13 protein-coding genes are annotated in these 14,537 nt (G+C 50.7%); 8 read left to right on the top strand and 5 right to left on the bottom strand.

Translation table 11 applies throughout. The annotated features are described in order from the left end of the window. Positions 1–516: hypothetical protein (locus tag AB8B75_RS12955; protein WP_405362815.1), on the top strand; the 516-nt coding region annotated here is incomplete at its 5' end. A 311-nt stretch (positions 517–827) separates the two neighbouring features. On the opposite strand, the gene AB8B75_RS12950 is transcribed toward AB8B75_RS12955, so the two are convergent. From AB8B75_RS12950 to AB8B75_RS12940, 3 genes are all read right to left on the bottom strand, one after another. Then, positions 828–2,273, bottom strand: coding sequence for an IS1182 family transposase (locus tag AB8B75_RS12950; RefSeq protein ID WP_405362813.1), 1,446 nt, complete (start codon positions 2,271–2,273; stop codon positions 828–830). A gap of 338 nt (positions 2,274–2,611) precedes the next feature. Continuing rightward, positions 2,612–3,259 carry an SH3 domain-containing protein gene (locus AB8B75_RS12945; protein ID WP_405362819.1) on the bottom strand — a complete coding sequence of 216 codons (648 nt, stop codon included), beginning with the start codon at positions 3,257–3,259 and terminating at the stop codon, positions 2,612–2,614. A gap of 114 nt (positions 3,260–3,373) precedes the next feature. Next, on the bottom strand, positions 3,374–3,697 hold the full coding sequence (locus AB8B75_RS12940; RefSeq protein ID WP_405362812.1) for a thermonuclease family protein: 324 nt from the start codon (positions 3,695–3,697) through the stop codon (positions 3,374–3,376). Between the two features lie 637 nt (positions 3,698–4,334). On the opposite strand from AB8B75_RS12940, the gene AB8B75_RS12935 reads away from it, so the two are divergent. Then, positions 4,335–5,408, top strand: coding sequence for a methyltransferase domain-containing protein (locus AB8B75_RS12935; protein ID WP_405362811.1), 1,074 nt, complete (start codon positions 4,335–4,337; stop codon positions 5,406–5,408). Positions 5,409–5,637: 229 nt separating this feature from the next. Here AB8B75_RS12935 and AB8B75_RS12930 read toward each other — a convergent pair whose 3' ends face one another. Continuing rightward, on the bottom strand, positions 5,638–6,645 hold the full coding sequence (locus AB8B75_RS12930) for a helix-turn-helix domain-containing protein (RefSeq protein ID WP_405362809.1): 1,008 nt from the start codon (positions 6,643–6,645) through the stop codon (positions 5,638–5,640). A gap of 187 nt (positions 6,646–6,832) precedes the next feature. On the opposite strand from AB8B75_RS12930, the gene AB8B75_RS12925 reads away from it, so the two are divergent. The 6 genes from AB8B75_RS12925 (at position 6,833) to AB8B75_RS12900 (ending at position 13,393) form a co-directional block, all read left to right on the top strand. Continuing rightward, complete coding sequence (locus AB8B75_RS12925) at positions 6,833–8,227, top strand: amidohydrolase family protein (protein WP_405362807.1); 1,395 nt, start codon at positions 6,833–6,835, stop codon at positions 8,225–8,227. Positions 8,228–8,309: 82 nt separating this feature from the next. Then, the gene (locus AB8B75_RS12920) at positions 8,310–9,077 is read left to right on the top strand and encodes a DUF3299 domain-containing protein (RefSeq protein ID WP_405362805.1); all 768 of its coding nucleotides are present in this window, start codon (positions 8,310–8,312) and stop codon (positions 9,075–9,077) included. A gap of 89 nt (positions 9,078–9,166) precedes the next feature. After that, positions 9,167–9,967, top strand: coding sequence for a hypothetical protein (locus tag AB8B75_RS12915; protein WP_405362803.1), 801 nt, complete (start codon positions 9,167–9,169; stop codon positions 9,965–9,967). Positions 9,968–9,973: 6 nt separating this feature from the next. Then, positions 9,974–11,158 carry a carbohydrate porin gene (locus AB8B75_RS12910; RefSeq protein ID WP_405362802.1) on the top strand — a complete coding sequence of 395 codons (1,185 nt, stop codon included), beginning with the start codon at positions 9,974–9,976 and terminating at the stop codon, positions 11,156–11,158. Positions 11,159–11,285: 127 nt separating this feature from the next. Then, positions 11,286–11,648 carry a hypothetical protein gene (locus AB8B75_RS12905; RefSeq protein WP_405362801.1) on the top strand — a complete coding sequence of 121 codons (363 nt, stop codon included), beginning with the start codon at positions 11,286–11,288 and terminating at the stop codon, positions 11,646–11,648. Between the two features lie 422 nt (positions 11,649–12,070). Beyond that, complete coding sequence (locus AB8B75_RS12900) at positions 12,071–13,393, top strand: mechanosensitive ion channel family protein (RefSeq protein WP_405362800.1); 1,323 nt, start codon at positions 12,071–12,073, stop codon at positions 13,391–13,393. A gap of 126 nt (positions 13,394–13,519) precedes the next feature. Here AB8B75_RS12900 and AB8B75_RS12895 read toward each other — a convergent pair whose 3' ends face one another. Then, positions 13,520–14,533, bottom strand: a complete 1,014-nt coding sequence (locus AB8B75_RS12895) for a cytochrome d ubiquinol oxidase subunit II (protein WP_405362798.1) — start codon at positions 14,531–14,533, stop codon at positions 13,520–13,522. Positions 14,534–14,537 lie beyond the last annotated feature (4 nt).

Here is a 14,537-nt window from a genome sequence, read left to right as displayed (position 1 = left end):
CCTGACAGAGTAGTCAGAGAAAAACGCTTAAATGCGTTACCCACTCGGGACTTCTTTGAAAAAAGAGGACTCCTTTCTCCATCGGAAATTGTGGGTGTTTCCTCACTTGCCATGAACGTCAAAGAAGCGGAAGTTTTAGGAATAGTTGAAGGTCAAAATCTCGGTAGGCGCGTCGTTTCATATTGTTTTGTAAAGTTCCGCCACGGTGATATTGAAGAATTCGCGTCGCACATGCGTTACGAGACACTGGAGTTAATGATGATTGATGTTTCAGAAGTTGACCGCCTGCTGCGAAACGACGACGAAGTGCGCAGACTAGTTGATGTTGTTATGGCCGAACTGGCTGATTTGTTCAGCCTAACCTTCAAAACCGGGATTGATGACGAAGATGCATCACAATTATGCCAAGAGCCTGCTGGTCAAAATGTTATAAAATTTCCAGCAAGTTTCGATAGGATTTCGTCAATGATTACGGCTTCTAGAGTATTTTCTTCGCTTATTACTGAAATTGATTGAAGATAGGCTTCCTGACATTCTTTGCGGGGAGCCTACTTCATAAATTCATGACCTTAGGCAACCATCCCGACAGCTCCTGATCCTCAGGATGACGTTGGCGGTCCAAAAGCTGCCGTTAAGCTTCTGGCAGCTTAGTCCGGAGGTTGTGTGGAAACTCGGCTGATTGCGATGCCCGTCTGTCTTTTCCGGCGGTTCTACCCGTTTGGCATTAAATCGTCATGTCGGATAGCTGGATGGAATGTGAGGGCGGAGGTGGCCCTTTGACGCGGATTGGGCAATTTGGGTGCATTTTGCGGGGCAAGCGAGGCCTGTTACGTCTTCATGGCCGCGATCATTGCTGGAATGCCCATGATGTTCATCACGCGGGTCATGTTGTAAGCCAGCACGTGCAGCGACATCTCGGTGGCGACGTTTTTCAGCCGTCTCATCTTGAAGTGAGTAGCCCCCATCCAGGATTTGATCGTGCCGTATGGATGCTCGACGGTCATGCTGCGGACCGCCAATTGGGCTGGATCTTTGTCCAAGCGTTCTTGCACCCGATCGAGGACATCCTCTTTCTCCCACCGACGTACTCGGCGGTCTTTGCTCGTCGTACATTTGACTTTGATCGCGCAACCAGCGCACGCGCCTGACGCATACGATTTGATCTCTTTGCCGTCTTGTTGGCTCGTAAATCTTTTCGTCAGTTTCTCACCTGCTGGGCAAATATAGACATCCTCGACGCTGTCATATGCAAAGTCAGCTTTATCGAACTGACCACGCGCGCCGGCGTTTGATGTCATCGGTTTAGGAACGACGACTGAGACACCAGCCTCTTCGCTAGCGACAATTTCCTCGCCCTTGTAATAGCCCTTATCGGCGATTGCTGTGAGCTGTTCAGTCGTCATGACGTCGTTCGCGGCCGCAGCCATCATCGACAAAGCGTCGCGATCAAAACCAAGCATTGTAACTTCGTGTGCAACGATCAGATGGTTGTTCGCCTCGACAGCCGTTTGGACATTATAGCCAATAATACGCGGCATGCGCGCTGTAGTCGCCATTGATCTGGCGTCGGGATCGCTGAATGAGACTTGTGTTTCTCCAGTCTCATCCATCCGCTTTTCAATTGTTCTGTAACGCATCGCCTCTTTTTGCAGATGCTCCAGCTTTCTCAAAGTGCGTTCCATGCGTGCCTCTGGCAGCACCGTACCGGTCTGCTCAAAGACCTCATCGGCACGATCCAACTCTCCCAAATAGCGCTCGATTGCTTTATCGATCTCGCCCAACTTTTGGCGCAGCTTACCGCGTGTGTAATTCTTGGCTTTGGAGTTCAGCGCCTTAAATCGACTGCCATCAATGGCGACCACATCTGCGTCGAGTAAGCCCATGTTGCGGCATAGCGCCACGAATTGCTGACACACCTTGCGGATCGCCGGACCGTTGTCCTTCCTAAAATCCGCAATTGTCTTGAAGTCAGGCTTCAGCCGACCTGTCAGCCAAATGAGTTCCAGATTACGCCCGCATTCACGTTCCAACCGCCGCGATGACTGGATCTGGTTCAAATATCCGTACAGATAAATCCGCAGCATCAGTCCAGGATGATAACCGGGCCGACCTGTAGACGCAGGTTGCACGTTGAAGCCAAGTGCCGCGAGATCAAGCATGTCGCCAAACGCATCGATGGCACGAACCGGGCTGTTCCCATCAACGTAATCATCCAGATATTCCGGCAGCAACATCGTTTGCTGACGATCCAAACCTTCGATAAATTGCGCCATGAACAACCTCCGTACCGAATACAGAAATCATACCATCATCTGGGCAAAGCGGGGGAGTTTTCACACAGCCTCTCCGCATTGCAGTAATTCCTAAGTGCTAAAAATTCTATTCTTTTGGCCTAGTCGGCAAGTGCGCCGGTGCTTCCACGTCATGCTGCTGAAGCCAATCTCGCATGGCACTCCATAGGTCGGAGTTTGCTGGCGTCGCTCGCCACCGATCAAGCTCATCGAGTGCTTTGTCCAAGTCGTACGGGATAGCGTGAGGCCATTTGTTCATGATATGTTCTCGCTCAGCAAGGGAAAATCAGCAAGCCTGAATTTGCAAAGTTGACGAGAATTCAATTCCCAACCCCACGTCTGCGAGCAAAGTAGGTGTTTAACCGCGCCTCGCTAACGTCGCTATCATAGCAAATCGGGCTGTATCCACCCGGCCTTGACCAAGCGCTTCTACCGCCGCACTGCCTGCCCGCTCTGTCCCTATTGTATGGACAAGGGCAGGAGCCAGAGTAAGCCCTGATGCTTTGCTGAATAATTTCATTGCGGGCAGCTTGGATCTCGCGGCTTGTCGGTACCGCGACTTGTCGTTTGCGCGGTTCCGGCGGCTCAATCGTTTTCGGTTTTGGCATAGAGGTCGCCAAATAGTTAGATGACATCCAACCTATGCCGAAGCGGGTTTCGATTTGCTTCCATCCACCCGAGACGGAGACTTGCATGACTTTGTCACCAAGGTTTAATTGCCCCATCACACCATGGCTGACGCCAGGGCCGCTTCGGACATTGACCCGCGAACCGGAAACAAACAGAGCGGCTTTCTCATTCGTTGAATCGCTTGGCAAAACAGCCGGGTTTTGTGCTGCTGGTTTGTCAAATGCATGATTGTTCTTACTTGCCTCGCTGGTCAGCGCTTGCCTTGTGGCGGGGTCAGCGTCAGGCAGTTCTTGCCCAACAAGCCAGACAAACAGGCCTATCCCGCCGAAAATCCACATCCAACGCATTATGAAATCACCCAAATGTAATTTGGCGAGCCTACTCGAAGTATTGTGGAAAAGCTATTTTGTTAACGAACAGGTTCCGCAAGAAATCAGTTCGCAGTACATTTATCAGCAATAGGGTGGCAGTGAATAGTCGATTGAAAGGTTATGGCCGTTTTTCTTGGCTTGATCCTCTGCGGCGGAGTATCTGCCCAGTGAGTACGCAGGACAATCTCTAGCGGCCCCTATTTCGACCATCACGCGGCCAAGGTCTTGCCCGTCCAGCACACAGACGCCGACCGGACGTCGGTTTGCCCGTGTCCCGTCAAGATAGCAGATAATCTCTCTGCCTAGCGCAAGGTCCTCCAGCGCTTTGGTTGAAGCTTTCCCATGTGGATCAACTCGCCCCCGCACGTTTTCGGGTGCCGCAGGACGCCCCCAGATAAAAAACACTTTCCGAGCATGTATTACCAACCCTGAAGGTGCGTGCGCAATATTAGCTGCCGGAGGCAGGGGTGTGTTGGAATCAATCCCCCTCTAAACGACCGGCCAATAGCCGTGCTAGTCGAGACGGCAGCGAACAGAGCGCAACGCAGTGTGAATTCCATAACTTTAACGAGCGATGGAAACGGCTTATGCGCTGCGAATAACCAGTTTGGTATTGCCACACGTTGAACACACGTCCTTGCAGCGTTTGAATCCTTTCATGGCAGACAGTTCGCGCGTTTTGTGGTTGGCATGTTGCCTTGCCACATGGCGATTCACCCGCCGCCGATCAAGTTGACAAAATCCATTGAAGATATGTTAGCTGCGCATAAAGAAACGAAGAGTTGAGTTGGCCATCAAAAAACGCTGATCACTAGAAGAATTTTAGACGACAGGGACTTTGTGCAATACTACAGGATGTCGGTTTCCCAAACTTAACTGCGGAACGGACGTCGCAACGCGTGTGACTACGATGGTCAACTATCCACCTGTAGGAGACAAGCCACTGGTTTGTAGCCGGTTCTCTTCAGTGTGAACCCTGATGTGATATCCACCTGATTTTGGTTCGCCCAGAGACAAGGTCAAAAATTGGAAGGTTTGAAGATTGTTCAAAGGACTAAATCGAAAGCTCATCAAACTGGGAAAATTAGGAAGCCCACGTACGACAGATGTTGAAACAAAAATCTCCAACCAACTCGGAGAAGATGAATTTTATAATAAATTCAACGCATTGATTTCGAAAGGCAATACCGAGAAAACTCTAACCTATCTGATTGAAGCGCTACCAGTAATACTTAGTGGTCCTACCAATCGCAAGGAAAAGCTAAAGCATCTGACTTTTGCTGGGCGACGTTTGCAAAATGCTAATCTTGGCAAGTACGGCGTTGAAAAACTAAGGCGAAAGTCAAAAAAACTCCGAACCATTGCTGAGCAGTACGGTCTTCCGAGCAGAAATTTATACTTGGATTTCGGTTGCGGCGCACATGAACCTCTCGCGCTCTCAACTTATTGGTTTGCCAATGGTTTTTCTCGCTTCATTTCATACGATTTTCTGCCAATTAGATCACCCGAATATGCGGCTTTGTCGATGTATGACATAATTACGTATCTCAATAGCTTTCCAGGAGATTTTTTAGCTTTGGACCAAGACGTTGAAGCTTTTCGTGACCGAATTTCCCGGTTTGATCTAATCGCTCTGCTAGCAGGTGATTTTGAAAAAGGAACTAGTGGGTTAGCCGGAAAAGTCGACTTTGTATCTTCAGATATCTTGCACGCAGGAATTGAGAGTGAAAGTGTCTCTTATTTGACCTCCTTCGCTGTATTTGAACACGTGACAGAAATTGAAAGAGTGTGGCAACATCTGTTTGATATAACTGAACCAGGAGGCCTCCATTTTCACTTTGTCGATTTAGCCGATCACCGCGCTTACCGGCTCGACGGCAAGTTTAATCAGTTTTCTTTTTTGACCGAGGAACAGGCTCCGCCGGGCATAAACAGATTGAGAGCCTCTGAGCAAATTGGGGCGATTAAGTTAGCAGGCTTTCAAATCCTCGATGTGAAGCAGACTAGAGTAAAAATACCTGAAAAAACACGTGACGGAATGTTGCCGAAATGGAGAGCCATGTCTGAAGAGGATCAAGAAACCACCAAACTACGCGTTGTGCTACGCAAACCATAGACGGCGGCATCATTTGAGCCAACGATACGCGGCATGTTTGCTGTCATTGCATGGTTATCCGGCCTCTCGGTGCAGCGTGCGTTGATGAGCCCATTTTAGATTTTGCTTTTCGCTACTCCAGAGCCAAACGTCAAATTTCTCGTCAAGAGCCGACTGATAAGCCGCCAAAGCTATCGCCTTTCAAGGCCAAACCCAAACCTTCTTCCCGAGCGATCACGCCCCGTGCCCATCAGTACTCATCCGGTTTCTTCCGTCGTTGCGTTCGAAATTCTGACGGCGTCGCATTGACTAGCTTGGCAAATGCGCGGGTGAAATTCGAAGGGTCGGAATAACCTAGCGAAGTGGCAACGTCTTCTATTGAACGATCAGACCTAAGAAGCGTTTCTTTTGCATGCTCCATCTTTGCGTTTAACAACTCCTTAGAGATACTGGTTCCCAATTTAGACAATTGCCTTGCGAGCTTGCGTGGACTCAGATGCAGCAATTCTGCGGCCTTATTGGCGCTTAACCCTCCGTTTCCGATCTGCTGTTTCAACTGCTGCCTGATACTGGTCAAAAACGCGTCTTGATGTGTGTGCCTCTCGGTTCCCAAAAAGGCTGTTTCAACGCGATTTTCCGAAGCGGGCAATGACAACCATTCAGAGGGGAACTGAATGCGACAACCCATATTGTTGCCTCGCAACGCCTGAAACCGAGTCAGCGATTTGGGCAGGACTGTTGGATCAGATAAGACCAGTAGCACGCGCTCTGGTTCCTTGATCTCACCCAGCACTCTTTCGAGGATGGCCATCTTCAGCCCGATCATAAAGCCGTCGTTTTGTGCCGGTTCGATCAGCGGCTCGAATCTGCGTGTTTCTCCGAACCTTGCCAGTCCTCCACGTACTTCGACATACGATGTCGTGGAGGATGCGTATTTATAAGCTTGTGCCACGTAGATGTTCAGGAAATCACCAAGGGTTGTGGCTCGTTCAAAAGCGTCTCGCACCATAGGCCATCCGGTAGGGTCCAGCTGGGAACCTATCGTCGCACAAAAAGTCGGATCGTTGGCAGCATCCGCACAGTTTTGGAGGAAGTGGTGCATTACCATAACATGGACGGATGAACCCTCCTGATCAACGGCGCTCTGGGTTAAGCCAACACTCTCCAAAACCGGTTCGGGATCCACACCACTTGCTCTCAGTCCTGCAATAAGCGGGCGGAGAAGTTGCAGATGAACTAAAGGCAAAGGCTTCGACATACGGATCCAAAAACAGTCATTCAGAAACCGCATTCAGACTGAATTGGATCAATCGGTCAATTAGATCTGTCATTATTTGCCAAAATACGACCCGGCAAGGTGTAGAATGACCAGTGCTCTGGTTGAGTTAATCAGCGCTACCGGGATAAGTTAATCACAGGAAATTGATACAACTTGAAGGTCTACCATGAAAATCGCCAATTTATTGACTGCAACTGCAATGAGCGGGATGCTTGCCTTTGGAGCCGGTCCGGGTTTGGCTCAAGACGACACGCCAGCAATGACGCTGTTCACAAACGTCCATGTCTTCGATGGAACTAGCGATGCACTGCTCGAGAACGCGAGCGTTTTGGTCGAGGGCAACCTAATTAAAACGGTTTCGACAGAGGCGATAGAGGTGGATGATGCTACCGTGATCGACGGCGGTGGGCGGACGTTGACACCCGGCTTCATAGACAACCACGTCCATCTGCAATTGCCCGGACCGACGATTCCATTGATGGAGACGAACAGCACCTGGGAAGACCTAGCGATTTCGGGTGTCGTTCAAGCGGAAATGTACTTGATGCAGGGGTTTACGACGGTCCGGGATGCCGGCGGAGCGAACGCCGGTCTTCAGCGCGCCATCAACTCCGGAACGATCATTGGGCCGCGTGTCTACCCATCAGCGGCCTTTCTCGGTAGCCGGGGTGGGCATGCTGACTTTGCAACCTTCACTGCACCAGTTGGTGCAACCTCCAATTTCAACCGTTTAAACATGGCCCAAGAAGTCGACAATGTTGGTGATGTTCAAAAGTTCGGACGCAACAACTTCCGTATGGGGGCGAGCCAGCTGAAATTCATGCAATCGGGTGGCGCCGTTTCAGCTTTTGATCCGTGGCAATTGGTTGCTGGGTCTAAGGCGGAAATTGAGGCGGCTGTTCAGGTCGCCAACGAATATGGCAGCTATGTGATGTCACACTCCTATCGCAAAGAGGCAATCATGAACGCCTTGAACGCCGGTGTCCGTTCAATCGAGCATGGATTTATGTATGATTGTGAAGTCGGTGAACTCATGAAAGAAAAAGAGGCGTACATCACGACGAACCTGACGGCTTTTGATCCAGGTCTTCTCGACATCCCGGCGGTCAAAGACGTTCCGGCCAGCCTGGCCAAAGCAACGTCAGCAAGTGCTGCATTCGTTGATTATATCGACAACATGCTCGAATGCCCCGTCAAGCGTGGCCATCACACCGATTGTGTCGGAACAGCCGATGCCTGCAACATACAGATCGCCTATGAGAAGAAACTGGCAAATGATTTCTTCGGGGCGCACACGTCACTCGTTGCGATGACTTCGGTTGGTGGCGAAATCGCGGCTTTGACCGGGGACTTCATGAACCCTTATCCTGACGGCAAGCTCGGTGTCATCGAAGAAGGCGCCTACGCTGATATCCTAATCCTCGACGGCAACCCGCTGGAAGATTTTTCAGTTGTTGGCACGGGTGACCAATGGTTTGGAGCAGACCCACGCCCTGATAGCCCCGAAACCATCCGTATCATCATGAAAGATGGCGTAATCTACAAGAATACACTGAACTGAGTAGATTTGCAGGGCGGTTCCTACCTCGGCCGTCCTGCATAGTTATCTGTATCGTCGCAATCCCTAGAGAAGTTTAACTCCAATGAAGCATTTGATCGTAATTGCCGTTTTGGCAGCACTCGGAAGTGCAGCTCATTCATCCGAAACAGTCGAGTGGTCAGATCTCATAGATCCTTCGGCGCAAGAGTTCGACGATCCGTATCGGGATTTGTCTCTTTCGGAAATCGAGGCGTTGAGGACAATTGCATTGGCGCGGCAGTCGCTTGTATCGGGTGATTTGTCAGAAGGTCAACAAACAGAACTTGAAGAGAAAATCCATCAAGCAAACCAACAGTTGTTGGAAAATGACATAGATGCCGATTGGCTGATCGAACAGAGATGGGTCGTTGCGGACCGGCGGGAAAAAGCTGCAACAGCCGGCAATCCGGCGGTTGATGGTCAAGTGATAACTGTCGGCGGTTTTGCGATCCCTGCCCCACCGGACCCGGACGGAACGCCGGTGGCATACCTTGTTCCCGAACGCGGGATGTGCAGCCACATGCCTCCGCCGAATGCCAATCAGATGATAAGAGTTCGATTGACCGATGCGTGGCAACCAAGCATTGCACACGAGCCCGTGCGCCTGACCGGCAAAATTTCTATCGCTCCGACAAAAGAGGTTTTTCGCATTGTAGATGGCCCGGTTAAAATGAACGCTACTTTTCAAATGGAAGTTGAGCAGGCCGAGACGGTTGCTGATATTAAGGCTCAGCTGGACACCCCGATCGCCAACGACTGGGCCAATGAAATTACACAGAAATTGCGCGCTTCTGGAGCGTTGCCTTCAACGCTGCAAAGTGTAAAGCAATGAATCCGCGTCGTATTTTCCGGAGTGCATTTGTCTTTGGGTTATTGTCCCACACTGCGTTGGCTCAAGGTGTCGGGCCCAGCGTTGACGAATTGGCCAAGGAGTTGGCGAACCCGGGCGCCGCAAATGCAACGCTGAACTTCAAGTTCGAGTATCGGACATTTGATGGTGATTTGCCAAACGCCGGTGATCAGGACAGTTTTACTTCAACCTTTCAGCCCGTATTTCCGTTTGTGTTATCCAATGGGAAAAACCTGATCTTCAGACCGGCTTTCGCGTACACATTCGGCCAACCTTCTTTTGACGCTGGGCGCGGAGATTTCGGCACTGAGGACGCTCTAGGAGATATCGCCTTTGACCTGCTGTATGCCGGCTCGAATAACGGCTGGACACTCGGTGGCGGCGTCGTTGGCGCAGTACCTTCTGGGAGCGATATTTCATCAGAAAATTGGCTGCTGGGTCCAAGCGCATTGGCAGTCAAAACTGAGGACTGGGGTGTTTGGGGGGTCTTTCCGTTTCACAATGAAAAAGTTGGCGGCAGCGGGCCGGACGTTTCCATCACTTCGCTACAGTACTTTTTGTTCTACAGTTTGGGAAAGGGCTGGCAGGTCGGCACCGGGCCGACAATCACGTATGATTGGGAAGCAGACAGCGATAACGCCTGGACAGTTCCCTTTGGGGTTCAAGTTGCCAAAACAACTGCCTTTGGTAAGCAACTTGTAAAGCTGAACGCCGGAATTGAGAAAAATGCCATTGCGCCGGATGCTTTTGCTTCAGACTGGAAGTTCACTTTCACATTTAGCCCAGTTATTAAAAATCCTTTCCAGGCCAATCCGCCGACGCCCTTGGTGGACGAAGCCACTCGTGCGGCAGTTCTTGCGCCCTTAAGGTAATTGCCCATGATAAAACGAGCACTTTTCATAGCGCTGCTAACCGCCCTTCTATCCGGACCCGCGACGGCCCAAGGGCTTGGTGGACCTTCTTCCGTTGAAGCTGACCTGACGCCTGGTGACGGATTAACAGACCCTCAGTTTCGATTTGATTTCCCACAAAACATTGCACCGGGATGGTTCGCAAGCAAAGCAAGATTGGCAGAGCGTGGATTCGCGTTCAATTTCGACTACCTGTCGCTGGCGCAAAGTTCCAACTCGGATATCGGCACAGGCAAAGCGAGCAGCGGCATCGCGCGTTTTTATGGCTCCTGGCAAGCGACAGCGCAAGGGTCGCTGACATTCAAGATCGAAAACAGGCACGCATATGGCGCGGTGGCGCCGCAATTTCTGGGTCTGGATGGCGGCGCAGTTTCGATCACGGGGACGGCTTTCAATGACAACGGGACCCTGCTGACGAACCTTTACTGGACGCAACGCGCAACGGATGGATCGTGGAGCATTCAGGCCGGCCAAATCGATGTGACAGATTTCCTGGATATTTACGGTTTGGTCAGTCCCTATACTGCCTTCCAAAACCTGGCGTTCAACACCAACCCTACCATTAATGCACCAAACCCGGGACTTGGTGTCGCTGGCAGCACGAAGTTGGGGTCAAACCTCTATGTCATTGGCAGTATCGCTGACGCAAATGCAGACCCGTCGTCACCCGATTTGGACGTTTTCAGTGATGGCGATCTCTTCAAGAGCGTTGAGATTGGATACACAAGTGGCTTTGATCGCGTTTATTTTGATAACGTTCATGTGACCCTCTGGCACGCAGATGCCGCTGACGATGGCAGTAGAGCAGAGGATTACGGAGCCACGTTTTCCGCCGCTTGGTTCGTCGACAATAAATGGATGCCTTTCGTTCGGGCTGGAACGTCAAAGGGTACGGCGGCGCTCTATGAAAACTCCGTGTCTGCCGGGATTGGTTACTTCGCGCGCAATACCGACTTGGCAGGCTTGGGGGTAAACTGGGCCGAGGCCAACGGCGTTCCGGGCAACCAAACAACGTTGGAAGCCTTTTATCGTTTCTCAGTATCGCCGGGACTGCAGATCACGCCCTCTATTCAATACATTAACAATCCGCTTCTCAACTTGGGACAATCCAGCACAACTGTTTTGGGCCTCCGGGCACGCGTTGTGTTTTGACGCTTTAAAAACAAAAGCCTAGAAAGGACTTCAAAACATCAAACGGCGCATACCAAAACCGGGCAATTAGACTTTCGATATCGGGGGCTGCTTCGAAGTGTCGGCGGCATGTAACTTCGTTGACCAAATGACCATTTTCTCCAACAAGAAATACACTTTTGACGACCAGATCTTTGTTGTTCCAAAATCCAATATCTCGGGCAATGTCATCACCAACATCAGTGCGTCACTTGAACGTCGTGAGGATCTTTTTGTTCGCATTGCGGGTTTTGACAAGACCAGTCACGCGATCGGCGTTTTGAACGAACTGGGAGACAGTTCAGTGAATTATTTCTGTCGCCCTCGGTGCAGATCAGAAAACTGCTGGACTTTCTATCGGGATCTTACCAGCCAAGCGAAAGAGCGTTTGGATGCAAAAGGAATTTCTATTCGGTCTCCTAAACGCGATGTCCACTTTATTCCTGCGTTGGCCATGAGCGTTCCCCAATGACAACTGTTGCGCGATTATTCCAAGCTCTGCCCGGTGCAACCACTGAAAACAATTTAGGAAATACTATGACGAAACAATTCGCAGATAGACTTCCCAGGTCGTCGCTTTCGGTTGTGTTTATCTTGTTGACAGGGCTGTCGGTGCTTTTTTTTGCCGCTGACCGATCTTCGGCGCAGGATCAAGAAATTGTTTCACCGGATGAGCAGATCGAAGAGTTATCGCAGGGCACCTATTCAGCTCCGGTAATTGTAGACGGAGAGACTTTGTTTGTTGTGCGCGGATCAAGCGCTCTGCCCGCGACAGTCCGTGCGGAGACCATCGCCCAACGCATCCTGGCGCTCGCGGAGCAACCAGATACCAAGCCGATTACTTTCTCCATAGAAACCAATGAGTTTGGGCGCGAGATTCTTGCAAATGGAGCGATGGTCACCATCACAACTTTTGCAGATGCAGAGATGGAGGCCTTCGAAATAGACGTAATGGCAACTTTGCATTCGGAAGCCATTCAAAAAGCCATTGAGAAATACCGCTTTGATCGATCAGATTCCGCCCGTGTCGAAAGTGCGATGGTCGCGGTTGGCTGGACAGTAGGCTTTCTCTTCATCACATTCCTGTTCGTTGGAAAACGAAAAAGAGCCGGTTCGGGACTGGCTGCTATCGCTGAAAGTTATTTTTCCAAGTTTGAGAAAGCGACCGGCTCAGTTGTGCGTAGCAGAGCAATCGCAAAGCTGACAAACTTCTTCGTTCAGGGCGTTTTGTGGATTGGATACTTGTTCCTGCTTTACTACTACCTTTCTTTCGTTTTGCTCTCATTTGCAGAAACGCGCCCAATCGCGCAAATTCTACTAACCTACGTTTCTGAACCACTTATCGAGGTTGTGCTTGGTTTCGTGGCCTACCTTCCGAACTTGGTCACACTTGCTATTATTGCCTTTGTCGCCAGATTTATCATTAACGGCTTCCGGGTATTTATGGAGAATGTTGAAGCCGGAACGATTAAACTTGAGAACTTTGAACGTCACTGGATCACACCGACATTCAATATCGTCAGAGTTGCCATCATCGCCGTCGCGGTGGTTTTTGCTTATCCCCATTTGCCGGGCGCTGAATCGAAGGCGTTTCAGGGGCTAACGATCCTTGCGGGTATCATGGTGTCACTTGGCTCAAATACTGTCGTCAGCAACATGATGGCAGGTCTGTTTGTGCTCTATCGCCGGAGCACCAATATTGGGGATCGGATCAAAGTGGGCGAGCAGATTGGCGACGTCGTAGAAATCAGATTGATGGAGACGCTTATCAAATCGATAAAAAACGAGATGATCAGCATCCCCAATGCCCAGCTGCTAAATTCCGAGGTGGTCAACTACTCCAGGAAAATCGATGGTCGCGGGTTGATACTGCATACAACAGTTGGCATCGGCTACGAAGAACCTCAAGCGAAAATCGAAGCCATGCTCGTTGAAGCTGCCAATCGGACAAGAGACTTAAAAAAATCACCCGAGCCATTTGTTCTGGTGGCTGCGCTCGCTGATTACGCGATCAATTACCAAGTTAATGCCTTCACCACCCGCGGGACCAGTCTGCCCAGGATTCTCTCCGATCTGCACGGCAACATCATTACCGTCTTCAATGAAAACAATGTGCAGATCATGACCCCCTCTTATGAAGCTGACACCGAAGTGCCGAAAATTCCGGCTGAGAATTGGGATGGCAAACTTGCTCATATGGCAGCTGACGTTAACTAGCGCGTTAATGTCACACGAAAAGGCGCAAAAACCACGGAGGGCCAGGGACGGACATTAAACGCGCCAATGCGTTTAGGCACTCTTGGGTCAAAAGCCTTGATGCAAAACTGTCGATGCCTTGTAATTTCAGTCGTAGCGCAACTCAGTCGCCTTACCGCGAAAGATTGTATAGGCTAGAATGGAGTATCCCATGATGACTGGCAATACGAAGAGCGCCCCGATGAGAATGATGAACAAGCTTTCTGGCGCGGCCGCGGCGTCATAGATCGTAAGCTTTTCTGGCACAACATAAGGGTAGAAGCTGTAAGCCATTCCAACATAGGCCAGCGCGAAAAGGCTGGTTGCAGCGGCGAAGGGCAGCCAAGAAAGTTCGTCTTCTGCAAAGGGCATTTGTCGCAGCATCCGCCAGAGCCAAAGGATCAGCAAACCCGAAAGTATTGGCAGCGGTGCAAGATAGAGAAATTCCGGAAAGCTGAGCCACTTTTCGAGAATGCGCGATGAAACCAGCGGTGTGGCCGCAGAGACAAGGCAAATGCCGAGGATCACGCCCCAAAGACTTTCGCGTGCCCAACGGATCGATTTGACCTGCAGAGTGCCCTCAGTTTTATGAATCAACCACGTCGACCCAATGAAGCTGTAGCCCACGGTCAAGAAGACCGCAGTGATCGCGGCAAAAGCATAGGTCACCGAGTTTTTTTCCAAACCCATAACGTAGATGCCAAGCATGAAACCTTGTGCCAGTGCCGTCATGAGCGATCCCGCAAAGAAGGCACGGTTCCATAGTTTTTTGTGATGGTCGCGCGCTTTCGCTCGAAATTCAAATGCCACGCCGCGCAGGATCAGCCCTACCAGCATGACGAACACCGGTAGGTAAAGCGCCGTCAAAATGGTGCCGTGAGCGGTTGGGAAAGCGACCAGCAACAGCCCAACTGCCAACACCAGCCATGTTTCATTTGCGTCCCAAAACGGCCCTATGGATCCGATCATCTTGTCTTGTTCTTGCGGTTCGGCCAGAGGAAACAAGATGCCAACACCAAGATCGAAACCGTCGAGCACAACGTAAATCAAGATCGAAAGCCCCATGAGCGAAGCAAAAGCCCAAGGCAGCCAGTCTGCGGGGTTATTGAAATCAGGTAGCATCGCG

It is taken from the genome of Roseobacter sp. (assembly GCF_045106495.1).
Classification (GTDB): Bacteria; Pseudomonadota; Alphaproteobacteria; order Rhodobacterales; family Rhodobacteraceae; genus Roseobacter.
This window is presented reverse-complemented; position numbering and strand designations above follow the sequence as displayed.

Excerpts from the sequence above, each read along its gene's own strand:
- AB8B75_RS12950 (WP_405362813.1), bottom strand. The coding sequence starts at position 2,273 with ATGGCGCAATTTATCGAAGGTTTGGATCGTCAGCAAACGATGTTGCTG.
- AB8B75_RS12945 (WP_405362819.1), bottom strand. The coding sequence starts at position 3,259 with ATGTGGATTTTCGGCGGGATAGGCCTGTTTGTCTGGCTTGTTGGGCAA.
- AB8B75_RS12930 (WP_405362809.1), bottom strand. The coding sequence starts at position 6,645 with ATGTCGAAGCCTTTGCCTTTAGTTCATCTGCAACTTCTCCGCCCGCTT.
- AB8B75_RS12925 (WP_405362807.1), top strand. The coding sequence starts at position 6,833 with ATGAAAATCGCCAATTTATTGACTGCAACTGCAATGAGCGGGATGCTT.
- AB8B75_RS12920 (WP_405362805.1), top strand. The coding sequence starts at position 8,310 with ATGAAGCATTTGATCGTAATTGCCGTTTTGGCAGCACTCGGAAGTGCA.
- AB8B75_RS12910 (WP_405362802.1), top strand. The coding sequence starts at position 9,974 with ATGATAAAACGAGCACTTTTCATAGCGCTGCTAACCGCCCTTCTATCC.
- AB8B75_RS12905 (WP_405362801.1), top strand. The coding sequence starts at position 11,286 with ATGACCATTTTCTCCAACAAGAAATACACTTTTGACGACCAGATCTTT.
- AB8B75_RS12900 (WP_405362800.1), top strand. The coding sequence starts at position 12,071 with ATGGTCACCATCACAACTTTTGCAGATGCAGAGATGGAGGCCTTCGAA.
- AB8B75_RS12895 (WP_405362798.1), bottom strand. The coding sequence starts at position 14,533 with ATGCTACCTGATTTCAATAACCCCGCAGACTGGCTGCCTTGGGCTTTT.